Below are 24,976 nucleotides of genomic sequence, written 5' to 3'. Positions count from 1 at the left end.
GGCAGTATTGAAGTTCGTACATTTGAGCCATGCAGCTGGAAGAGGAAGAAATATCGCTGGCGGATCAATTTAAACAGGTCGTCGCTTCTGAGCATAAGCTGGAAATTAAAGCGTTTCTGGATGATCAGAATATCAGTGATGTCGTGGACCTGGTCTATGAATTTCCGGAATATGATGCCCAGATCATCGCCAATATGTCGGTGCATCGGGCCGTCAGCGTATTTAAACTGCTTGAAATCACAGAACAGAAAAACATCATCCTGGAACTTCCCCCCAGCTATACCGCATCACTGCTCAATGAACTACCGGCTGATGACCGTACGGATTTTCTGGAGGAACTGCCCGGTAATGCCGTAAGAGAGCTGATCAAATTGCTGGATCCTGACGAAAGAAGGGTGACGCTGTCCCTGCTGGGATACCCGGAAAACAGCATCGGGCGGCTGATGAATCCGGATTATGTCTATGTATACTCATACAATACGGTAGCAGAAGTATTTGAAACGATTAAGAAATACGGCAAGAACAGTGAGGCCATCAACGTCATCTACGTGATCAATGAAGCTGGCGAACTGCTGGACGATATTCGTATCGGTGAATTCATACTTAGCGATAGCGACATCAGGGTGTCAGAACTGATGGACGAAAGGGTCATTGCCCTTAAACCTAATGATGATCAGGAGACAGCCGCCGAGATTTTTAAAATGAACAACCGGGTAGCATTGCCGGTAGTCAATGAACATGATAAATTATTGGGGATCGTCACCATCGATGATGTATTATGGGTAGCAACAGAAGAGTTTAGTGAGGACATGCAGAAAATGGGCGGCACCCAGGCATTTGAAGAACCCTATCTGGACATTTCCCTGATGCGCCTCTTTAAAAAACGCATACCCTGGCTTGTCGTACTGTTCCTGGGAGAAATGCTCACCGCCAGTGCGATGACCTTCTTCGAAGACGAAATCGCCCGGGCCGTTGTACTGGCCCTTTTCATTCCACTGATTATCAGTAGTGGCGGCAACAGCGGCTCTCAGGCTTCCACACTGATCATCCAGGCGATGGCAGTCGGGGAAGTTAAAATTGCGGACTGGTGGCGCGTGATGCGGCGCGAAATCATTTCCGGCATCCTGTTGGGTTCCGTTCTGGGTATTATCGGTTTCCTGCGTATTTATGTTTTTCATCTGGCCTGGCCGGGACTCTATGGAGAACACTGGCTGATGCTGGGGCTCACTTTATCGCTTACTCTGCTCGGGGTCGTTCTATGGGGCACTTTGTCCGGCAGTATGCTCCCCATTCTGTTGAAGAAAATGGGCGCCGATCCGGCCGTCAGTTCAGCTCCCTTTGTGGCCACACTCGTGGACGTTACCGGTTTGCTGATCTATTTCTCTATGGCTTATTTACTGCTTAGTGGCACGCTGCTCTAGTCCAATGCGGTGGTTCAGCTGCCTACTTCCCTGATATGCAGGACCTTTGCGCAACCGTTTGCGCAAACATTTGAAAAGGCTTATTTTCGCGGTCCCTAAATTAAAGTATCTATGTGCGGAATTGTTGGTTACACCGGCCAGAGACAGGCCTACCCTGTTATTATCAAAGGATTAAAAAGACTGGAGTATCGGGGCTATGACAGTGCCGGTATTGCATTGCAGCAGGCGGATGATGTTGTAATATATAAGAAAAAAGGTAAGGTAGTTGATCTGGAAGATAGTATCGGTACCCGAAATATCACCGGCACGACCGGTATCGGACATACCCGTTGGGCGACCCACGGTGAACCCAACGATAAAAATGCCCACCCGCATTATTCTCAAAGCGGCCGGATCGCCATGATCCACAATGGCATCATTGAAAATTACGCGCACCTGAAATCTGAACTGGAAAAAAAAGGTTACCGGTTCCAAAGTGATACGGATACAGAAGTATTACTGAATTTTATCGAAGAAATTAAAATACAAAACGATTGCAGCCTGGAAGAAGCACTCCGCATTGCGCTAAAAAGGGTAACCGGAGCCTATGTGATTCTGCTCATCGATAACGAAAATCCGGATACGATCATTGCAGCCCGAAAAGGCAGTCCCCTGGTTATTGGAGTAGGTCGGAACGAACATTTCCTGGGTTCGGATGCTTCGCCCATGGTTGAATATACCAAAGAAGTGGTGTATGTCAACGACTACGAGCTGGCGATTGTCAAGCCCGATGAGCTGATCCTGAAGAATCTCGGGAACGAAAAGCTCACGCCTTATGTGCAGAAGCTGGATATTGAAATGGCGGCGATCGAAAAAGGCGGCTATGAACATTTTATGCTCAAGGAAATTTTTGAGCAACCCCAGACCATTTTTGACTGTATGCGGGGGCGCATGGATGCCAAAGAAGGTACCATCACCATGGCCGGCATTCAACAATATGCCGAACAGATCATCAATGCCGGCCGGATCATCATCATTGCCTGCGGTACCAGCTGGCATGCAGGGCTGGTCGCAGAATATATAATTGAGGAACTCTGCCGGATCAATGTGGAAGTAGAGTATGCTTCGGAATTCCGTTACCGCAATCCGATTATCAATAAAGGAGATGTAATCCTGGCTATTAGCCAGAGTGGCGAGACCGCTGACACCCTGGTAGCGATTGAGAATGCCCGGGAAAAAGGCGCTATTATCCTGGGCGTCGTCAATGTTGTCGGATCCTCTATTGCCCGTGCCTCCCACGCAGGAGCCTATACCCATGCCGGTCATGAAATCGGCGTGGCTTCCACTAAGGCATTTACCGCTCAGCTAACCGTACTGATGATGATTGCACTGAAAATAGGCTACTTGAAAGGCACCATTCCCAACAACCAATACCGCGAACTCCTCCGGGAACTGGATGCCGTCCCTGAAAAAGTGGCCTGGATTCTGAATCATAAAGAAGGGATTCAGCGAATTGCTGAAAAATACAAGGATGTCAGTGATTTTCTATACCTCGGCAGGGGCTACAATTTTGCCATTGCACTGGAAGGTGCCTTGAAATTGAAAGAAGTTTCCTATATCCATGCGGAGGGTTATCCGGCCGCTGAAATGAAACATGGTCCGATTGCGCTGGTGGATGAAAATCTGCCGGTGGTTTTCATAGCGACCCGCGATGCTTACCATGAAAAGATCGTTAGTAATATGCAGGAAATCAAGGCGCGCAAAGGAAAAGTCCTTTCCGTGATCACCGAGGGTGATGACCATAGTGCCACCCTGAGTGACGATGTCATGGTAGTCCCGGAAGCCCATGAAATCGTCGCACCACTGCTCAGCGTAATTCCGCTGCAGCTCCTCTCCTATTATATTGGTGTGGCCAAGGGCCTGGATGTAGACAAGCCCCGGAATCTGGCGAAAAGCGTCACGGTTGAATAAACGAAGCATCTGTCAGGGATTTCACATAACCGTCAGCCTCCCCGGCTGACTTTTTTACTGAAAGCAGCAGGATCGCAGAGCGTTCTAAAAAAAATCACTTTACTTTGAGTTCCTGAAATCCGGCAGCAATGCAATATCATTTTATCACAGTTGAAGGCAATATTGGAGCTGGCAAAACCACCCTGGCCAACCGCCTGGCTGGACATTATAATGCCCGGCTGGTTCTGGAAGCCTTTGCCGACAACCCCTTTCTGCCAAAATTTTACGAAAATCCCGGCCAGTTTGCTTTTCCGCTGGAGCTTTTTTTTATGGCCGAACGTTATAAACAGTTGCAGGATATGCTGCTGCAACAAAGTATGTTTGAACAGCTGACCATCAGTGACTATCTTTTTACCAAGTCCCTGCTATTTGCAAAAGTCACACTAAGGGAAGACGAATTCAAATTGTATCAACGCCTGTTTGATATTATACAACAGCAACTCATCACACCCCAGTTACTGATTTACCTGCACGCGCCGGTTAAAAAACTACAGGAAAATATCAGGAAGCGCCAACGCAGTTATGAGCAACGTATTCCCGACGAATATCTACAAAGGGTGGAGGATACCTACGCTTCCTATATACGGCAGCTGCCCTTACCGGTACTATATGTAGACGCTTCCCGGGCCGATTTTCTGTCAGGTGACCAGCACCTCAATATCATCCTGGAAGCCCTGGATCAATCCTATACACCCGGCCTGCATCCCATCAGCTTACCCTGAGGACATGAACCTGCTTCAGGCTGTCGGTCGCCCGGGCCTGCACTACCGAGGGAATTCCATAAATTTGCGTCAGCAAAATGACAAATACACAGGCAGGCCCGGTTATCCAGCAAACAGACGACCCCTTTGCATCCATCCGCATTCCCGAATTCCGTAACCTCATGTTCGGCAGGTTTAGCTTTGTTGCCGCTATGCGGATGATAACAACGGTAGTTGGATGGTGGATTTACCAGCTCACCAAAGATCCGCTCGCCATCGGACTGATCGGACTGTCCGAAGTAATTCCGGCACTATCGCTGGCCTTATACTCGGGACACAGGGTGGATATTAAAGATAAAAGGAGGCTGATTCTGCAGGGTGTAACAGGCTATTTCGTTGCAGCCGTTGTGCTGTTTCTATTGTCGACACCCAATGCAGGTGAGCTGCTGCATACCCAACATATATCCTGGTTTATCTATGGCGTGTTTTTCTGTACGGGAATCCTGCGTTCTTTTGTCGGGCCTTCTTTCAGTGCGATACTGGCGATGATTGTTCCTAAAAACCTGCTGCAAAATGCCACTACCTGGAACCAAGGGACCTGGTTGTCCGCATCCGTGACGGGACATGCCATAGGTGGATTTCTAATTGCAGGGCTGGGCATCAATGGTACCCTGATCACCGTCTGTTGTATTATCCTGCTTAGCCTGATTTTCCTGTTTCAGTTAAAACCCAAGCCACCCTATCAGATCAATAAAGACAAAAGAACCTGGGAAAGTGTCTGGGAGGGCCTGGTATTCGTCTGGCGTACCCGTGCGCTTTTGGGCGCTATGGCGCTGGATATGTTTGCCGTATTATTCGGGGGCGCCGTGGCGATGATCCCTGTATTTGCCAGTGATATTCTAAAAGTGGGGCCCAGGGGATTTGGATGGCTGAATGCCGCCATTGATATCGGTGCCATAATTATCGTCATCATATTGACTTTATGGCCCATGAAAAGGCATCAGGGCATTAAAATGTTGCTGGCGGTAGCGGGCTTCGGAGGCTGTATCATCGTTTTTGGTTGCTCCGATCTGTTCTGGCTTTCCTTTGCTGTTTTGGTACTGGCCGGCATCCTCGACGGGGTCAGTGTTGTCGTACGTGGCACCATTATGCAATTACTTACGCCCGACCATATGCGTGGCAGGGTCAGTAGTGTCAGCAGTATGTTTGTGCTTAGCAGTAATGAATTTGGACAATTTGAAAGCGGCGTGATGTCGCGAGCGATGGGCGTTATTCCTTCCGTGATCTTTGGCGGCTGCATGACTGTAGCAGTCGTCATCACCACCTTGATCAAAGCACCCTCCCTAAGAAAATTCGAATACTAAGGCAACCGTTTCCGGTAAGCGAACCCAACACCGCTTATTTATGGCGTTGTCCCTTATTTCTATTGAAATTGCGTTTGTTATTCCTGGGCGGGCGACTGTTCCGGTTACCGGCAGGATTATACCGGGGCGGTTCACCCAGGTGTGCCGGCAGGGGCGCTTTTTCCACTTCTTTCTCAATGAGTCTTTCAATTGCATGGAATTTGCGCTGATCCCTTGGATTGACCAGGGTAAAGGCGGAACCTTCTGCTTCGGCTCTTGCAGTCCGGCCGATCCGATGCACATAATCCTCACCGTCATGCGGTACATCAAAATTGATGATGAGATCGATATTGTCCATATCAATCCCACGGCTGAGAATATCGGTAGCTACGAGGACCCCCAGGCTGCCATTCTTATACTTGATCAGCACTTCCTCCCGTTGTTCCTGATCCAGATCACTGTGAATTTCACCAGCCTTGATACCCACTCGACGCAGGTCCCTGGTTAAATGTTTTACATTGAGTTTACTGCTGCAGAAAATCAATACGCCCCGGTATTGCTTTTCGGAAAGCAGGTGGCTGATCAGCGGAATTTTCTGTTCATCATATACCAGATAGGCCCGCTGCACAATCTTTTCCGGCGGCTTGCTCATCGCAATGCTGACTTCTGCCGGATCCAGCAACAACCTTTTAGCCAGGGTTTTAATTTTAGGCGCCATGGTAGCAGAGAATAACAAATTCTGTCTCTTCTCCGGGAGGTGCTTGATGATAAACATGATGTCATCATGAAATCCCATATCCAGCATCCGGTCAGCCTCATCCAATACCAGGTATTTTAAGGTCTGCAGTTTCACATAACCCATCCTGATATGCGCCATCATTTTCCCGGGCGTGCAAACGACGATATCAGCGCCTGAACTCAGCGCTTTTTTTTCCTGAATAAAATTATTACCATCACCGCCTCCGTAAACCGCAATAGAACTGACATTGGTAAAATAGGACAATCCTTCCAGATGTTGCTCGATCTGTATGGCCAGTTCGCGGGTAGGTACTACGATCAATGCGCTAATGCCATTATCCGCACTTCCCTGGGTCATAATCCGGTTGATCAACGGTAGTAAAAAAGCGGCCGTTTTACCGGTTCCGGTTTGTGCAAAAGCCAGCAGGTCTCTGCCTTCAAGAATATAAGGAATGGATTTTTCCTGTATGGGAGTAGCAGTTTCGTAATTGGAAGCATCGATACCTTCCATTAACTGTTCTTCGAATCCAAATTCTGTAAACTTCACTATTATCTAAATTAAAAATGCAGCGCAAAGATACTGACTTTAGGATAAGCATACTTGAAAAACAAAGGCTTATCAGCTGCAATTAACAAGGGTCCAATCTCCTCGCGGAATATGCGTAGGGTTTTTAACATTCTAATCCCCGACCAGGAATCTGTCAAGCCTGAATTATTCTCACAAGCATTTGGGAGATTGGTTAAAAAATTTTGTCAGCTAGGGCACAATCATAACAAAAAAAACCCTCCAGATAAATCTGAAGGGTCTAAATAAGAATGGCAGCTACCTACTCTCCCGCATTGTGGTGCAGTACCATCGGCCTTAAGGGGCTTAACTTCTCTGTTCGGTATGGGAAGAGGTGAACACCCTTGGTATAACCACCATAAAAAGGTTCTCAAGAATCTGATGGATTCATCAGCATGAGACAATAAATTAACATATTGGAAAAATATTAGAAAAGTACCTAACAAAATAAAATTAAAGCGTACGGGCAATTAGTACTACTCGGCTTTGATGTTGCCACCTTTACACCTGTAGCCTATCAACGTAATAGTCTCTTACGGCCCTTAAAAGTAAACTCATCTTGAGAAAGGTTTCACGCTTAGATGCTTTCAGCGTTTATCCTGTCCGTACTTAGCTACTCAGCACTGCACCTGGCGGCACAACTGATACACCAGCGGTACGTACGACCCGGTCCTCTCGTACTAAGGTCATGTTCTCTCAATTTACTAACGCCCACCACAGATAGGGACCGAACTGTCTTGCGACGTTCTGAACCCAGTTCACGTGCCACTTTAATGGGCGAACAGCCCAACCCTTGGGACCTTCTCCAGCCCCAGGATGTGACGAACCGACATCGAGGTGCCAAACCTCCCCGTCGATATGAGCTCTTGGGGGAGATCAGCCTGTTATCCCCGGAGTACCTTTTATCCTTTGAGCGATGGCCCTTCCATACAGAACCACCGGATCACTTTAGCCGACTTTCGTCCCTGCTCGGCCTGTTTGCCTCACAGTCAAGCTCCCTTCTACTAATGCGCTCTACGTACGATTACCAACCGTACTGAGGGAACCTTTGCAAGCCTCCGTTACTTTTTAGGAGGCGACCACCCCAGTCAAACTACCCACCATGCACTGTTTCCCGTTAGGGATTAGATTCTAAACCAAAGAAGGTTGGTATTTCAACGACCGCTCCACCCTACCTGGCGGCAAGGCTTCAAAGCGTCCCAACTATTCTACACATCCGTAATTCAAAATCAATGCAAAGTTGTAGTGAAGGTTCACGGGGTCTTTCCGTCCCGTGGCGGGTAACCGGCATCTTCACCGATACTACAATTTCACCGGGCTCGTGGAGGAGACAGCGTTCAACTCATTACACCATTCGTGCAGGTCGGAACTTACCCGACAAGGAATTTCGCTACCTTAGGACCGTTATAGTTACGGCCGCCGTTTACTGGGGCTTCAGTCAGAAGCTTTGGATTACTCCGAACATCCTTCCTTAACCTTCCAGCACCGGGCAGGTATCAGGCTCTATACGTCATCTTTCGATTTTGCAGGGCCCTATGTTTTTGTTAAACAGTTGGTTGAACCATTTCACTGAGACCACCCGAAAGTGGTACGCTTTATCCCGAAGTTACAGCGTCAATTTGCCTAGTTCCTTCTCCACGGCTCACCCGAGCGCCTTAGAATACTCATCCCGTCTACCTGTGTCGGTTTGCGGTACCGGCCGCTATGCTCGCTTTTCTTGGAAGAACTTTCACTACTACGCTTCACCCGAAGGATCCACTCAGCTAATCCGTCAGCTTATGTAGCTAGCATTCTCCGTCACTTTTAATGCATAGCGGGCGCAGGAATATTAACCTGCTTTCCATCGTCTACCCCTTTCGGGTTTGACTAAGGACCGGGCTAACCCTGATCCGATTAACGTTGATCAGGAACCCTTAGACTTTCGGCGATAAGGTTTTTCACCTTATTTATCGTTACTTATGCCTACATTTTCTTTTGAAATCGCTCCAGCATATGTCGCCATACACCTTCGCTGCAATTTCAATGCTCCCCTACCGATCACCACCCTAGGTGGGATCATAGAGCTTCGGTTCATAGTTTAATACCCGATTATTTTCCGCGCAGAGTCTCTCGACCAGTGAGCTGTTACGCACTCTTTAAATGAATTGCTGCTTCCAAGCAAACATCCTGGCTGTTATAGAAACTCTACATCGTTTGTTTAACTTAACTATGTATTGGGGACCTTAGCTGCTATTCTGGGTTATTTCCCTCTCGGCCATGGACCTTAGCGCCCACAGCCTCACTCCCGGTAAACATCTGTTAGCATTCGGAGTTTGTCAGGGTTTGGTAGGCGGTGAAGCCCCCTAGCCCAATCAGTAGCTCTACCTCTAACAGACTTTATAAACCGAGGCTGTTCCTAAAAACATTTCGGGGAGAACGAGCTATCTCTCAGTTTGATTGGCCTTTCACCCCTATCCACAGGTCATCCCAAGACTTTTCAACGTCAACGGGTTCGGTCCTCCAGTTAGTTTTACCTAACCTTCAACCTGCCCATGGATAGATCACAAAGTTTCGCGTCTACCCCCACTGACTAGTCGCCCTATTCGGACTCGCTTTCGCTACGGCTCCGTTGTTTAAAACTTAACCTCGCCAGTGAGGAGTAACTCGTAGGCTCATTATGCAAAAGGCACGCCGTCACGGATAAATCCGCTCCGACCGCTTGTAGGCGTACGGTTTCAGGTACTATTTCACTCCCTTATTTAGGGTACTTTTCACCTTTCCCTTACGGTACTGGTTCACTATCGGTGTCTGAGGAGTATTTAGCCTTACCAGATGGTGCTGGCAGATTCAAGCAGGATTCCTCCGGTCCCGCCCTACTCAGGATACTGCTCGTCCACATCAATTTACGCTTACGCGGCTATCACGCTTTATAGCTTAACTTTCCAGAAAATTCAGCTTGATGATGTATTCTAAATGCAGTCCTACAACCCTCCTGGAGCACGCTCCAGAAGTTTAGGCTCTTCCCTGTTCGCTCGCCACTACTTAGGGAATCATTAGTTATTTTCTTTTCCTCCGGGTACTTAGATGTTTCAGTTCTCCGGGTTGGCTTCCTGAAACAAGTTTCAGGATGATATATCTTCAATATATCAGGTTGTCCCATTCGGAAATCCAGGGATGTAATACTCGTGTGCAGTTCCCCCTGGCTTATCGCAGCTTACCACGTCCTTCGTCGCCTCTCAGACCCAAGGCATCCACCATACGCCCTTAATTGCTTTAAAAAAGTTTAAAAAACTTAATTAATATGAGGCCAGATTTTCATCTGGACTTAAAATTTAGTTTATTGTAGATTGTTACCCGACCACATTGCGTCAGACCAACCAAAAAATGGTGTGATTGTTACAATTATGATCGATAAACATGTTAGGTACTCTCCTAACATTATTTTTCCAATATGTCAAAGAACTTAAATCAAGACAATTAGTTTGCACTAAGCGTCCGGATCCTGTTGATAACCTGGTTGCGAACCAGCAGACCCAAAGTCATTATCATTTTAAAAGAACTGTTGCTGAAGTACTGCCACTCAGCTTTAATAGTGGAGGATATCGGAGTCGAACCGATGACCCCCTGCGTGCAAGGCAGGTGCTCTAAGCCAACTGAGCTAATCCCCCGTTTGAACAGAAAGCACAAGGATTAACGCTTATAGCGTCGGCATTTAGCTTTTTGGCCTTCAGCATAAAGTAGACCCGACCAGATTTGAACTGGTGACCCCTACATTATCAGTGTAGTGCTCTAACCAGGCTGAGCTACGGATCTGTTTACTAATGGGCCAATCTGATAATTAGCAGAGATGCTAATGATAACTCGATAATTATCCGTTGGCTTTAGATGCCGTAGTTCAAATTGGCCATCAGGTCTTATACAAAGAACTTAATAATATTGAAAGTAGAGGAAACAATAGCAACAGATAAGTCTGTATGCTCTAAAAAGGAGGTATTCCAGCCGCACCTTCCGATACGGCTACCTTGTTACGACTTAGCCCCAATTACCAGTTTTACCCTAGGCAGCTCCTTACGGTTACCGACTTTAGGTACACCCGGCTTTCATGGCTTGACGGGCGGTGTGTGCAAGGTCCGGGAACGTATTCACCGTATCATTGCTGATATACGATTACTAGCGATTCCAGCTTCACGCAGTCGAGTTGCAGACTGCGATCTGAACTGAGAGACGTTTTTTGGGATTAGCTTCACGTCACCGTGTTGCGACCCTTTGTACGCCCCATTGTAGCACGTGTGTAGCCCCGGGCATAAAGGCCATGATGACTTGACATCATCCCCTCCTTCCTCACGTCTTACGACGGCAGTTTCACTAGAGTTCCCAGCGTTACCTGATGGCAACTAGTGATGGGGGTTGCGCTCGTTGCGGGACTTAACCCAACACCTCACGGCACGAGCTGACGACAGCCATGCAGCACCTTGCTTTGTGTCTATTGCTAGAAATTTGCCTTTCGGCAAAGGTCACTCGCATTCTAGCCCGGGTAAGGTTCCTCGCGTATCATCGAATTAAACCACATGCTCCACCGCTTGTGCGGACCCCCGCCAATTCCTTTGAGTTTCAACCTTGCGGTCGTACTTCCCAGGTGGGATACTTAATGCTTTCGCTCAGACACACACAGTGTATCGCGTATGTCGAGTATCCATAGTTTAGGGCGTGGACTACCAGGGTATCTAATCCTGTTTGATCCCCACGCTTTCGTGCCTCAGTGTCAATATATGTGTAGCCAGCTGCCTTCGCAATTGGTGTTCTATGTCATATCTAAGCATTTCACCGCTACATGACATATTCCGCTAACCTCCACAATATTCAAGACTAATAGTATCAACGGCAGTTTCCGGGTTAAGCCCGGAGATTTCACCACTGACTTACTAGTCCACCTACGCACCCTTTAAACCCAGTGAATCCGGATAACGCTTGCACCCTCCGTATTACCGCGGCTGCTGGCACGGAGTTAGCCGGTGCTTATTCATATGGTACCGTCAGACGAGTTAGAAAACCCTTTTTTCGTCCCATATAAAAGAAGTTTACAATCCAGAGGACCTTCATCCTCCACGCGGCATGGCTGGTTCAGAGTTTCCTCCATTGACCAATATTCCTTACTGCTGCCTCCCGTAGGAGTCGGGCCCGTGTCTCAGTGCCCGTGTGACTGGTCGTGCTCTCACACCAGTTAATGATCGTAGGCTTGGTGGGCTATTACCCCGCCAACTACCTAATCATACGCACACCCGTCTTCTAGCGCATTGCTGCTATAATAATAATAAGATGCCTTATCATCATGTTACGGGGTATTAATCCAAGTTTCCCTGGGCTATCCCCCACTAAAAGGAAGGTTGTGTACGTGTTCCGCACCCGTTTGCCGGTCGTCAGCGGGAGCAAGCTCCCCTGTTACCCCTCGACTTGCATGTATTAAGCCTGCCGCTAGCGTTCATCCTGAGCCAGGATCAAACTCTCCGTTGTAAATGAGTTTGATTTGCTGACTATTAAAAATTCTCAAGAGAAAAATTAACGTGTCAAAAATCGAATGTAATTTGCTTTTTGACTTACCTTTCGTCATTTCCAATTTGCATTGGAAATTGAATTGTGCTATTGCTTCCAAACTTTCAAAGAACTTTTTCAATCGGACACAAGATCGTGTCACCGCTTGAAATCTGTTGATACCGCGGGTTTGAACCACTTAGCGCCTCTCACGCCATATCATTTTTGAGTAACAATTTTCAGAAGAACTGTGGTGATTTTTTTCACCGTTTCCGATTTGGGATTGCAAAGGTAAAATTCTTTTTGAAACCACCAAATTTTATTTAAACTTTTTTCTGAAAACTTTTCGAAGAACTGTGTGTCTGTCAGACACTTTCGATTTGGGGTTGCAAAGTAACAAGTTAATTTTCAAACCACCAAATTTATTTTTTCAAAATCTTAAAAGAGCTGTTTTCGTTATTTTTTAACGGACTGCAAAGATACGATTAAAATTTTGAATTCAGCTAGTTTTTGGGAAATTATTTTTGAAACTTTTTTTAGAAAAGATTCTTTTAATAATTGCTGAATCGAAGACGATAAGCGGAATACAAAATATTGATTCTGTATTCATTATACTTTCAAAATTTGAGCGCTGATCGATTGCGCTGCTTCAGAGAACTAGTCGTTTTTTTCAAACGCGGATGCAAATATAGAACCCCTTTTCATACCAACAAAACTTAAGGCGATATTTTTTTGATTTTTTTTTAATTTTTTACTGAATATGAGTTCCGACGCGGGTTTCAGCCGAGGGCCATCCAGGACTTATCCCATGGCCGGATCGGTGAAAGCGTCCTTTCCACCTTCTACCCTACCGGAATAAGCCTGCCGGAAGCCCGGCATGTCTGGTAATGTTACCATGAAATTATACCAGCCAAAGCTTTGATCCAGGTTTAGTTGCAGTTGGATTTGCGCCCCGGCTTCCAACCGTCTGCTGATGGGCGGATTACCATAACTGTTATCCGTAATCAGCAATTCCCGGGCCGCCGTGTAGCGGTTTCGGATGCGAAGCGCGACCTGTCCATAAGGGCTCCGGCCCTTCCAGACATAACTGCATTGAATATCCAGGAGCTCCGGACCCCCACTTCCCATAAACTCCCGGCAAAATCCATTGGGTCCGAAGAGCATAAAATGATAGTTCCCATTTTCAAATCCATCGAGCGGAATGGTATACTCCAGGGCCTCGCCCGCTGCCACGGCAAAGGACCAGTTATGGTTGATCTGTCTGGCGCCCGGGGAACCGTAGGGCTTATAGGCATATAAATTGAACGGGCTTCCGGCAGATTTGCTGCCAAATAATTCAGTGCCCGCACGCAACTGCAACCGGAACATCTCCGCATCGGCATGACCTTCTGCGTAGAGTTCGTAAGGCAATACGGAAGCCGGCTTGATTCCAGGTTCCTGTCGGTAATAGTTCCGGGCTTCCCCCGGGTCCTGACGGATGGCGGCAATCTCCGCAGCATCGAAGGGCTCCGCCCTGGGGGGTGCCGGTCTGAACCGGGCCTGCTCGACCCGTTTCAGAAAAGCTTCTTTTTCGAGAAAAGCCGGTTGGGCGATGGGCTGGCCCTGATAGGGCCGAAAAACTGACGAAAGATCACCACATACGGCCCTTCTCCAATCTGAAATAAAAGGTGTCTGAATACGGCGGCCTTTTTTTCTTGAAACAAACTGTTCAATAAACTGAACCACCGAAGTATGATCGAAGACCTGACTGTTGACATAACCGCCCCGGGTCCAGGGACTGGCCACAATGAACGGCACCCGATATCCCAGACCAATCGGCCCCTGTCGGGCCGAAGAGGCGCTGACTTTTTTCTGGACCGTTTCATCTTCCAGGGTTACATATTCATTCGCTATATCTTTTATCGAAGCAGATACAGCGCCGCTCTCCGGATTCCGGTAATCCGGTGCCACAAAAGGCGGTACATGATCAAAATAGCCGTCATTCTCATCATAAGTCAGGATGAAGATGGTCTTTTTCCAGACCTCCTCATTATGGGTCAGGATATCCAGCACTTCTGACAGGTACCAGGCACCAAACCAGGGGGCCGATGGATGGTCGGAAAAATACTGTGGTGCCACTAGCCAGGAAACCGCCGGCAACTGACCTGATTTTACGTCCCTGCGGAAAGCGGCCAGTACGTCTGATGCCGGCAGCTTCATTTTCTTTTTCTTACCCTGATCTTCAAATTCCATCTCTTCGAGCCGGTGATAATCGGGATCAAAATCATTGGTTACAAAAGCCCGGTTGTGGATGGCCTGCGCCTGCGCCGACTGTGGCTCGGCCAGCTCATTCCGACTTCGATCCAGTTCCCGCTGATAGTAATCCCGGCGACGGCGGAGCCCCTCGACTTCCTTTTTCAGGGCGCCATCATCCGACAATGCCGCCATTTTCTCCTCCAGTTGCCGAAGGGATATCGCCAGTCCGGGCAGGGCTTTGATCAAATAATCGCGGTATTTCTCTGACCGACGTACCTTGTATTGCCGAAACCATTCCAGGGGGTTGTCGGTAAAATTCCCCAGCCAGGCTTCCGCCTCATCCGCCAGGCCGGAGGGAAGGCTCAGCTCATTTTGATAAACCTTCCAGGAGATCGCCTCTTCTTCCAGTAATTCCGGCAGGGTTTTCCATTCGGATTCATCTCCGTAATCCGACTCACTGTTGCGCACCAGTGCAGGATTTTTTGCCAGGCCATCCTTGCGCAGGGTGCCGGACCAGAAATACAACCGGTTGGGAGTAGTACCGGTCAGCGAAGAACAGAAATGCTGGTCACAGACCGTAAAAGCGTCAGCCAGGGCATAGTTAAAAGGTATATCTTCCCGGGTATAGTACCCCAGGGTCATGGGCTGGTCTTCAAAGCCTTTATAACCGGTACGTTTGGCATTCAGCCATTGATCGTAGCGGCCGCCGTTTCTGGCATCCACCTGATCTTCCCAGCTATGGGGCAATCCCCCCATCCAGGTAATCTTTGTCTGCTGCATGTCCAGCCGGAAAGGACCATAGGTCTGGCCGGATTCCGATGTCTGCAACCAGACCGGATTCTGATCCGCCAGCCGTAAAGCCCGGGGATCGTTGAATCCCCTGACCCCTTTCAAGGACCCGAAACAATGATCAAAGGAACGGTTCTCCTGCATCAGCAATACGATATGTTCCGCATCTTCAAAACTGGAACCCGGCGCCGGGTTGATCGCCAGCGCCTTCTGTATCGAGGCAGGCAGGGTCGTGAATACACCCGCTCCGGCGGCCAGCAGACCAGTTTTTTTTAAAAAATCTCTTCTGGAAAAATCTATGGGCATGCGCATGAATTTAAAAAAGGGCGGACGATTACTATCGCAATCGTCGGGCCCTGTAAAAATATCATTAAAAAAGACTTACTGCAACAACCACATCACCTGATTTACATCATCCACTCCGCTGAACTGCCGTTGAATGGCCTCCTTATAATTGTCACCGTTATTATCCAGTTCGCTCTGGGGATAGCGCCACCGGACCGGAAACTGTGAACTGGGGGTATTGAGGTTGGTATTGGCATTCAGTTTAAAAGCGGGATAACCGGTCCTTCTGAACTCGTACCAGGCATTATAATCCGCACCCTGTAAAAATCCGGCCAGGTATTTCTGGGTAATGATCTGAAGAAGCTGGTTCTCCTGACTGCCAGTTAATGCAACGCCCGCAATATAACTGTTGATATAAGGAGCATCCAATGGCATACCGTGGGTATAGGTTGTGGGTGTCATAGCAGATAAAAAATCCATAGATGCCCGGATGCCGGCAGCATAATAATCCTGGGCCGTGGTACCTGATATCCAGCCACGCAGGGTCCCTTCTGCCAATACAAACTGTAGTTCCCAGAAACTAAAAAGACTCACGGGTTCTGCATTGTACAACTCCACATACCTTTTGTTAACATCGGAAAAAGCTTTATTGGCATGCAGGCTGGTGGTACTGGGATAAGGGTCGGAAGATTCAACACCAAGATAAGCCTCGAACTGCGCCCCTGTCATTCCTTTATCTGTCTGCGATTCCGCGGGCTCGGCATAATAAAACAATCTTCGGTCATTCGACTGTTTCAGCCGGTCGACCAGGGTCGAAGACACCATAGGATAGATGGTGAATTGATTTTTCTGCACCGGTGTGCTGCTCCAGGGATAACAGTATCCTGAAGTGTTGATATAGGTCACCGCAAAATTGTCCTGATAAGTTTCCATGAGTGGTCGGGTACTGACCTGCTTGAACCGGGTCACTACATTCAGGTCGTTGTCACCGGTTTTCCTGTATAGGTTCAACAGTACATGCAACTGAAAACTATTCGCCAGTTTTCGCCATTTCAGTGGGTCGCCCTGATAAATAAAATCCCCGTCAAAATCAGCTCCTTTGCTGAAAGCTTCATCTGCCTGATCCAGTTCACTGAGGATGGCCAGAAATACATCTTTCTGACTATCATAGGCAGGTTTTACATTTCCTTCCGTCTCGCCCTTCAACGCCTGGGAGCAGGGAATGTCACCCATCTGCATGGTCAGCTGAAAGAACTGCCAGGCTTTCAGAAAATGTGCCAGGCCCTGATAAGAGGGATAGGTTGTCGGATCCGATTCGGCGTATTCCAACATGGGTTCAATATTGCGAAGCACACTGATTCTGCCAAAGCTGGCCTGACCCAACGAATTGTATTGATACCCTTCCTGATTTTCAGACCATAGAATGTACTTGCCAAGCATAAAGGGTTGCATAAAACCTTTCTGGCTGCTGATATCACCCGAGGTCACCGAAGTAATCATTGAGGTGGCGAGCCAGTCGGCTCTGGAAACTGTGGAAGAGTTGGGATTGGTATTGATGGCATCAAATTTCCGGGTACAACTGACCTGCAGTAGTATCAGCGCGGTGACCAGGTATATATATTTAATTTTCATTCTATTTCATTTTTCAATTTAAAAAACATCAAACGGGAGCAGCACGACGGATATAAAATTCCAGTGGCTCTGTTTAAATTTTTAAAAACCCAGTTTAATATTAAACCCAACCATCCGCTGAGAAGGGGCGTTAAGGTCTTCTGTATCACGGTCAGGATCAGAAAATTTAAATCCGGTGATCAACAACAGATTTTGTCCGGTTACAGAAACAGAAGCTGATTTCAATCCCCTGATCTGTTGTACGGTAGAAGCCGGCAACTGGTAGCCGATGGATACCTGACGCAATTTCACAAAAGATTCATTCATGATGCCGTAATAACCATCCCGGAATGCGCGGGCATAAGCCTGATAGCCAATGGCGACATCATTAGGCGCGTACTCCCGGGTATCGCTGATCAACTTCCCGTATTTATCATAACTCGCCGAACCTGAAACAATTTTGACGCCCGGTGCGGTAAAGGAATTATCGCCGTTAACGACCTGGTTGTATCGGTATTCATTATCTGTTTCAGGATTAGCACCGGTATCGAACATTTTGTCGTAAATATAATTGTACATCAAACCTCCGATTCGTCCGTCGATATTGAGGCCGAAAATGAAATTTCCCCAATAAAAATCATTGATAAAACCAAAGGAGAAATCAGGATCGCCATAACCGATCTGTGTTTGAAAAGGGTTTTTAATGGGTTTGCCACCAACATTGATATAATTACCCTCAGGATCCAGGGCCCACTCATTGGTCGTATAAACATCGAGTCGGGTTCCTTTCTTATGCCAGTTGTCATCAGTAGAATACACCGAATCCAGGTCCACCCAATACCGGTGATTGTACGACCAGTTGACGGTGGAATGCCATTTAAATTTACTGCCCCGGATAATATCCCCGTCCACGGTGATTTCAAAGCCACGCCTGGCATAGGTCTCCTGAGTATTGATCAGCGTTGAACTGAATCCGGATGCACTGGAAACCGTGGCTGAAGTTTGTCGATTAAAGTAAAGTTTCGAGAAATAAGTAGCGTCGACATGCAGCCGGTTACCGAACAAATAGGAAGCCAGCCCCATTTCCCAGGTACGGGAAGTTGATGGTTGTAAATTACTACCCAGCAGGTTAGCGGGATACGCGTTGGTCACGAGCCCAAAACTGGAACCCCTCGAAAACGCCCGGTTGGTATTGTATACATCTAATACATCTTTACTAATGGTCCAGGCACCCCGCAGCTTTAACATTTCCACCCAGTCTGGCAGGCTCAGGTACCGGGAAAGTATTAAACTCAATCCTGCAGAAGGGTAAAAATAGGAACGCTCCGAAGCCTGCTGGGTCGAGGCCCAGTCATTCCTTCCCGTCAGATCCAGGTAGACGCCTTCATCGTAGGAAAAGGAAGCTTTCCCGTACAAACCATTGGTTTGTTTCCTGTAAAAAGAATATCCCGTACCGATGGAATTAACGCCTACAGAAGTAGAAGGCGTGGCATTGGCAAGGGAATACCATCCTGGTATATCCAGCCCATTGACTGTATAAGCGCCCTGCGCCTTGTCTTCATAGTAATAAATACTTCCGCCGGCTAGCGCATTCAGGCCAAATCTTCCAAATTTTTTATCGTAGGTAAGTATCAGGTCATTATTACTACTGAAACCCCAGTACTGGTAGCTTTCATACAAGCCTGCCGAATTAAAACCACCTCTTGTTGAATTGATGCCTGCCGGATTGCGCTGAATGGCTTCATTGCTGTAATAATCATAACCGGTCCTGAACATTAATTTCAGATCAGGGGTAAAACTATAATTGGCCGTCAGACTGGCATTTATTTTATTGTCCTGATTGCCCATCAGTTTTTCGTAAGCGATCATATAAGGATTATCATACCAGGCATCATACAACCAGTTTTGTTCCATATGGGGCGTCACCCAGTAATCGCGGTAATCCCTCAGATCATAATCCGGCCCGGTCCACATCAATAACTGGTAGAGATAACCCTGGTCGCCGTATCCACTACCCCAGTTCTGGGGTGATTTTTGCCAGGTATATCCCATGGAGGCGGAAAAATCGAATTTCTTCCCGATTTTCATCTGCCCGCTCATGGTATAATTCAGGATCTTCAACGATGTATTGGGCCATTCGCCCTTATTATAAATATAATTCAGTCCGGCACGGAAGAATCCGTTCTCACCCGACTGCGTCACATTAATATTATTATTGGTAATCACGCCGTTCTGCAGGAAGGTATTGAGGTTGTTACGACCACTGGATACCAGCGGCATCATTTCTTCCTGTTTGGTAATCGGATTCCATTGCAGGGCAGAATCACCCATATCAAGTTTGGGTCCCCATACATAATCAGTAGCGATCTTACCATCGATCCCATGGCCATAGGAAGTTTGAATTTCAGGAATGGCGACATAACCGAGTGTAAACATGGTGTTGGTGTTGACATCAATGGCAAAACCCTTTCCTTTCCCGGATTTGGTAGTTACCATAATGGCACCCGCCGCACCCCTGCTTCCGTAGAGGGCGGACGCCGTCGCTCCCTTCAGTACATCCATACTTTCGATATCATCCATGGGAATATCCCTTAGGGACATATTGCCGTATGGAACACCATTGATCACCAACAGCGGACTCTCTCCTCTTAACTGCACCGTAGGCGTTTCATTAAATTCGGTGGAATTCTTGATTACCAGCCCGGATACCATACCGGTTAAAGAAGTTCCCAGGTCCACCCCTTTGACCGTCTGAATGGCTTCACCGCCTACTTTCTGGGTGGCATAGCCCAGGGCTTTTTCCTGTCGCTTGATCCCGAGGGCCGTCACTACGACCTCTTCCATCGTCCGGTTGGCTTCCTGCAATATAATTTCAAGGGTTGTCCGACCATCCACTTTTACCGTCTGGGTAATATAACCCACAGAACTGATGGTCAGCTCTGCATACTCATCAGTTTCAATCCTAAAAGCGCCCTGCGCATCCGTAATTGTGTTTTGGCCTTTATTGGAAGCAATGGTGGCGCCAACTACAGGCAGGCCATCGGCATTCTTTACCTTCCCCTCAATCACAATATTGATTCTTTCACCTGGCATTTCCCGGATAACAATCAGTTTATCGCCCATCAACTGGTATTGCAATCGTGTACCTTCCAGCAACCGCGGTAACAATTCAACAACCGGTGCATTCCGGACGCGGACTTTCAATAAGCCGGACTCATCCACCAGCTGGTTGCTGAACACAAACCGATAATCCGTTCGCTTCTGAATTGTTTTCAGAACCACAGAAAGTTTCATATTATCAACATTCAGACTCACAGTTTCCTGACTGCGACCTGTACGGGCCGATACCTGAATCGCACTGACAAGCAATAGCACTACCCCAAGTTTCATAAACAACAGTTTTTTGAGCCGTCTGGCAAGCAGCTCACGGGAATAAGCATTTTTTTTCATACTTTTAATTGGTTTAATTTTTCTAAAACTGGAAGGGATTACTTCCATTTAAACTACCTGGAGAGACGGCTGCAACCGTTTCTCCTTTTTTGGCTCAGGAATCGTTTGGCATCATTTATATCGCTTTATTTGTGAATAATAATCCGGTTGCCCTCTTGTTCAAAATGAAAAGGGTAAGAATATTGCAATGCGCCTAAAATCTGTTGGAGATCCTCCTGCTTAAAGCTGGCTGAATACTGGATTTTTTTAACAAGCGGGTCTTTAAATTCAAATTGTACATTAAAACGTCTTTCCAGCACCGCGGCAATGGCTGCCAGCGTCTGGTTGTCAAAAATCATCTGATCACTTACCCAGGCAGTTTCAATGTTCTGATGACTTTCATCAAAGGAAAGCGGCAGGACCATTTTCGGTAGTTCAACCGTTTGTTTTTGCACCTCTACCAGGTCCGTACCATTGTTCATGATAAATTTCTGATTGACCTCCAGGGTCTTAAAAACCTGTTTCCCGGCTTTTTGTGTCGACTTATTCAATAATATCTGTACCCTTCCTTCCAGCAGGGCCGTCTCACTAAATGCATCACTGGCATAAGCCTTCACATTAAACCGGGTACCAACTGCCTTTACGCTATAGTGGGTTACATGTACAATAAAAGGTAAGGCTTTATTATGGGCCACATCGAAAAGCGCTTCCCCTGAAAGAAAAACGTCCCGGTTGCGGACACCAAAATCTGCAGCCAGCTCCAATTGCGTCTGATCATTGAGTGTGACGCGGGTGCCGTCTGCAAGGGTAAGACTGCGACGTTGTCCGGCGGTGGCGATCAATGGTGCTGCAGTCCCGGCCGGTTCCGTTCTGGCAGCCACTGAAACATCCTGTGGCCCGTCCTGGCGGTACCAGAACCAACCCAGGCTTACCAAAACAGCGACAGCAACCGCAATGGCGATCCGGTTGATGCTAACCAATCTGGAGCTCCTGTGGCCCGGCGTTTCCGGGCCGGCGCCGGATGCGGCTACATAAAGATGGTGATCTGAGGAATCCTGATCGGCTGAAAGCTCATTTTGTTTCTGTTGCAGCATTTTCCGAAGACCCAGTACCAGTATCCTGGCTTCCTGTAGGGTTTCCAGTTCCTGTGGGTATTGCAACAGATAGTCATTCCAATAAACTGCTGCCTGCTCATCCGTTTCCAGGATAAAGCTGATAAATGAATCGTTAATAGCCAGTTCCTCTACACTTAATATCATGGTAATGCCCCAGCGCTTTATGATATAGACGCAGCTCCGATCAAAAACTAACAAGTTTTTTGAATATTTCTTCAAAAAAAGATTAGAAAAAGCAAAACGATAGATACCCGTTGCTCTATAATGCTTTACAGAATTTACCGTCTAAGTTCCGAATTAGGCGCCTGATAGTTTTTGGCCAGGCTGAAAGCGTTAACCTGGTAAGGTAGTGACCGATGGAAAAACCATAATCCTCACGGTAATGAACGGAATATTTAATCTGAATAGTCCAACAAGCTGGTAGTCTACAGCTCACCAAAAAAGCGATAACAGAAGCTGACCCAGTCTTGCCGCGCCCGCTTGTTTTCCGAGTGACTTTCTCAGGAGTTGTATGCCTTTCGACAGATTATTATAGACATTCTGCTGGGAGAGACCGGTTAATTTTACAATTTGTGGCGTTGAATACCCATGGTAGTATTTCATGTAAATCACTCTCCGGCAGCGTGCCGGCAGTGTTTTATAGGCATCAGCCAACTTCTCTATCAGGGCTTTATCAGTTTCAAGACCTTCCAGAATCTCCTGGGTGGAAAGGATTTTCGGCATTTCAGGGAGCGGGTATCCGCTGTTCCGGTTGCCGGCCCGATACAGATCGATCAGTTTTCTTTTAAAGGCGGTTACTAAATAAGCTTCGGGATTTTGAATATCAGACCGGATATCCTTTTGTAAAAGCTCCAGAAAAAATTGTTGGACGATATCTTCGGCTTCCTCTTTGTTGTATCCAAAATGGCAGGCCAGTGCAATCAATTTAGCTCTGTAACTCGTATAATAGGAATGAATGACAGTCATATAGCGGCTCCGTATTACAAACATACTGGAACTCTTTCAAAGAATCGTTACAAACCCCTACCCTCCTTTCATATCCGGAAAGGTTTTAATAAGTTTCAGCTAAAATCGTTGGTCATTGTACGCCACCTCCATCAGCCAGAGACCCTGTGGAGGCACATCAAAAAATGCCGATGCAGGCTGAGGTTGGTTCAGGAGCTGCTCAAAACCGGCCAGATCCATGCGTCCCCTGCCCACTTTAAGCATGGAAGCAGTCAGTGCGCGAACCATACCTCTTAAAAAACGATTGGCCTTTACCTTGTAAATTAACTGATCCCTTTCCTGTATCCATTCCGAATGCTGAATTTCGCAATCAAAGGTTTTGGCCTGGGTATGGCGTTTGGAAAAGCTGGTAAAATCCCTGTGTGCGCCCACCAGTTCAGCGGCGCGATGTAGCTTTTCCATATCCAGTGAATAGGGATAAAAAAAGGCCCGGTCTTTCAGAAAGGGATCTTTAAACTGGTATATATGGTAATAGTAGGTCCGGCTCAGGGCATCAAATCGACTGTGTGCATCGCTCGCTACCTCACGAACATGCTTAAGTACGATATCTGGTGGCAGCATCGCATTCAGATTATACAGCCACAAGGGATTAAAGGTTCCCGGCCAGTCAAAATGAAAGTAATTCTGCAGTGCATGTACACCTGCGTCGGTACGGGAAGAACCGGTTAAGCTGAATGGTTCCTGATCGTCTTTTGCTTTACGGCTATTAAAAAACACCTGAAAAACGGCTTCGATCTCACCCTGGACCGTTCGGGCATTCTCCTGAACCTGGAATCCACTGTAACGGGTTCCCATATAAGCGACTTCCAGAAAATGACGCAAACCTGAGGCTGTTTTGAGTTTTAAGAAATGCGGTTCCTATTGAATCAGTTTACTGAATTTTTCCTTGTAGAAAGTATCCTTCAGTTGATCCGCAAGTGAAGCGAATTGACCCGGATCGGCGATATGCTTGGCTGCCGCTGCGTATAGATTGTACTTGCCGGCATTAGACAAAAACATACTACTGAGGTATTTCACCTGTGCTGTCGTATAGCATTTCTGTTTAAATGCCTTTGTCGCTTCGGCAATCATCTCGTCATCGTTGGATTGCATCGCCATGGCACGGCGAAGATTTAGAAAATCTTCTTCGTTCGCTACGGATTTACATCCTGAAGCCAGCGGTTCACCGGATGTTTCAGTAGCGGCGGCTTCGTTCTCGTCTGCAATGGCAGGCTTCTCCTCCACCTTAAATCCCGTGTCCTGGGCCACCGGGCTTGCGGGTTCCGGTGTGGCCTTCTTATCTGCTGCAGGAGTCGGTTCCTGCTTTGCTTTTGTGGTACTGGTGCCGCCGGATGCGGGTCGGGGAATAAATATCGTAATCGGATCTACCTGGCCGGTTTCATTGCGGTTGTCGTAAACCAGCGTAATTCCCTCATCTGTATCCTTACTCACAGAAGGTGCCGATTGCGAATTCGCCGTAACAGTAGCCTTACCCGCGTCTGCAGGTTCAGGTTGGGGTTCGGGTTTGGGTTCGGGTTTGGGCTCAGGTTTAGGCTTTTCCAGCAGGCTCGGATCCTTGGCCGCTTTCGAAAGTACTTTCGTAAAATCAGATACCCCTTCGGCCGCTTCCGGTTCCGGTTCCGGCACAACGGCTGCTGTTTCAGCAGCGGGTGGATTATCAGTTATTTTTTGAACAGGTTCCTGCGTTACCTCCGGTTTTACAGCGACCACGGGTTCCTGTACAACGGGTTGAGGATCCGTTTGGGGTTCGGGTTTGGGTTCCGGTTCCGGTTTCGGCTCCGGCTTAGGTTCCGGTTTGGGCTCAGGCTTGGGCGCTTCCCTTCGGGGTTTCGCTACCTGTTGTTTTGCCGTAGACCGTTTGGCCAGCTCCTCGGCCGAGAGCGGCTTTTGGACGACCATGGTCTGCAGGTCAAAAAGCCCCCAGCCGTCCGCACCAAAATTCTTGATCAGGTAGCCCTTGTCTTTGGCGTCAATTTTAAAGTCAAATACCTGTTCCGGTGCCTTGTTATTTGGAAATCCAACGGTTAAATTATAGTCACCATTCTTCAATTGTGGCAGAATCAGATAGCCGGATGCATTGGCGCTGATCTGCTGTCCGTTGATTTTGATATAAAATGGCTGCGCCGGTTCTGTCTGCAGGTACACAAAATATTTGGATTCCACTGTGTACTGCGCCGTAGCAAAAAAACCAGTCAATAAAAACAATACCGAGAGTAAAAAATGCCTGTTCATGAAAATCTGT

Annotated in this window: 12 protein-coding genes, 2 tRNA genes and 3 rRNA genes; 4 read left to right on the top strand and 13 right to left on the bottom strand. The window is 47.5% G+C overall.

Annotated features, from left to right (window positions below):
- Window positions 1-29 precede the first annotated feature (29 nt).
- From mgtE to ACYVI9_RS04535, 4 genes are all read left to right on the top strand, one after another.
- Window positions 30-1,421 (top strand): magnesium transporter, encoded by a 1,392-nt coding sequence (gene mgtE, locus ACYVI9_RS04550; RefSeq protein WP_460761262.1) that lies wholly within the window; start codon window positions 30-32, stop codon window positions 1,419-1,421.
- A gap of 111 nt (window positions 1,422-1,532) precedes the next feature.
- Window positions 1,533-3,371 (top strand): glutamine--fructose-6-phosphate transaminase (isomerizing), encoded by a 1,839-nt coding sequence (gene glmS / locus ACYVI9_RS04545; protein WP_460761259.1) that lies wholly within the window; start codon window positions 1,533-1,535, stop codon window positions 3,369-3,371.
- A gap of 128 nt (window positions 3,372-3,499) precedes the next feature.
- The gene (locus ACYVI9_RS04540) at window positions 3,500-4,132 is read left to right on the top strand and encodes a deoxynucleoside kinase (RefSeq protein ID WP_460761256.1); all 633 of its coding nucleotides are present in this window, start codon (window positions 3,500-3,502) and stop codon (window positions 4,130-4,132) included.
- 77 nt (window positions 4,133-4,209) lie between these two features.
- Window positions 4,210-5,475, top strand: a complete 1,266-nt coding sequence (locus ACYVI9_RS04535; protein WP_460761253.1) for an MFS transporter — start codon at window positions 4,210-4,212, stop codon at window positions 5,473-5,475.
- 34 nt (window positions 5,476-5,509) lie between these two features.
- On the opposite strand, the gene ACYVI9_RS04530 is transcribed toward ACYVI9_RS04535, so the two are convergent.
- The 13 genes from ACYVI9_RS04530 to ACYVI9_RS04470 form a co-directional block, all read right to left on the bottom strand.
- Window positions 5,510-6,739: a DEAD/DEAH box helicase gene (locus tag ACYVI9_RS04530; RefSeq protein WP_460761252.1), complete on the bottom strand. Its 1,230-nt coding sequence runs from the start codon at window positions 6,737-6,739 to the stop codon at window positions 5,510-5,512.
- A 267-nt stretch (window positions 6,740-7,006) separates the two neighbouring features.
- Window positions 7,007-7,118 (bottom strand): 5S ribosomal RNA (gene rrf / locus ACYVI9_RS04525).
- A gap of 89 nt (window positions 7,119-7,207) precedes the next feature.
- Window positions 7,208-10,014, bottom strand: a 23S ribosomal RNA gene (locus ACYVI9_RS04520).
- A 315-nt stretch (window positions 10,015-10,329) separates the two neighbouring features.
- Window positions 10,330-10,404 (bottom strand) — tRNA-Ala (locus ACYVI9_RS04515).
- Window positions 10,405-10,474: 70 nt separating this feature from the next.
- Window positions 10,475-10,549: transfer RNA gene (locus ACYVI9_RS04510), tRNA-Ile, on the bottom strand.
- Window positions 10,550-10,719: 170 nt separating this feature from the next.
- Window positions 10,720-12,247 (bottom strand): 16S ribosomal RNA (locus tag ACYVI9_RS04505).
- The 16S, 23S and 5S rRNA genes sit together here with 2 tRNA genes alongside, the layout of an rRNA operon.
- An 819-nt stretch (window positions 12,248-13,066) precedes the next feature.
- On the bottom strand, window positions 13,067-15,595 hold the full coding sequence (locus tag ACYVI9_RS04500; protein WP_460761249.1) for a phosphocholine-specific phospholipase C: 2,529 nt from the start codon (window positions 15,593-15,595) through the stop codon (window positions 13,067-13,069).
- A gap of 75 nt (window positions 15,596-15,670) precedes the next feature.
- The gene (locus ACYVI9_RS04495; protein WP_460761246.1) at window positions 15,671-17,206 is read right to left on the bottom strand and encodes a SusD/RagB family nutrient-binding outer membrane lipoprotein; all 1,536 of its coding nucleotides are present in this window, start codon (window positions 17,204-17,206) and stop codon (window positions 15,671-15,673) included.
- Window positions 17,207-17,287: 81 nt separating this feature from the next.
- Window positions 17,288-20,575 (bottom strand): SusC/RagA family TonB-linked outer membrane protein, encoded by a 3,288-nt coding sequence (locus ACYVI9_RS04490; protein ID WP_460761244.1) that lies wholly within the window; start codon window positions 20,573-20,575, stop codon window positions 17,288-17,290.
- A gap of 185 nt (window positions 20,576-20,760) precedes the next feature.
- Window positions 20,761-21,873 carry a FecR family protein gene (locus ACYVI9_RS04485; RefSeq protein ID WP_460761241.1) on the bottom strand — a complete coding sequence of 371 codons (1,113 nt, stop codon included), beginning with the start codon at window positions 21,871-21,873 and terminating at the stop codon, window positions 20,761-20,763.
- Between the two features lie 288 nt (window positions 21,874-22,161).
- The gene (locus tag ACYVI9_RS04480; RefSeq protein WP_460761239.1) at window positions 22,162-22,695 is read right to left on the bottom strand and encodes an RNA polymerase sigma factor; all 534 of its coding nucleotides are present in this window, start codon (window positions 22,693-22,695) and stop codon (window positions 22,162-22,164) included.
- A gap of 99 nt (window positions 22,696-22,794) precedes the next feature.
- The gene (gene truA, locus ACYVI9_RS04475; RefSeq protein WP_460761236.1) at window positions 22,795-23,556 is read right to left on the bottom strand and encodes a tRNA pseudouridine(38-40) synthase TruA; all 762 of its coding nucleotides are present in this window, start codon (window positions 23,554-23,556) and stop codon (window positions 22,795-22,797) included.
- 36 nt (window positions 23,557-23,592) lie between these two features.
- Window positions 23,593-24,966 carry a DUF4476 domain-containing protein gene (locus tag ACYVI9_RS04470; protein ID WP_460761234.1) on the bottom strand — a complete coding sequence of 458 codons (1,374 nt, stop codon included), beginning with the start codon at window positions 24,964-24,966 and terminating at the stop codon, window positions 23,593-23,595.
- Window positions 24,967-24,976 lie beyond the last annotated feature (10 nt).

It is taken from the genome of Niabella terrae, from assembly GCF_054783135.1.
The sequence above is the reverse complement of the archived record's forward strand: the minus strand, read 5'-3'. Positions and strand labels throughout refer to the sequence as shown.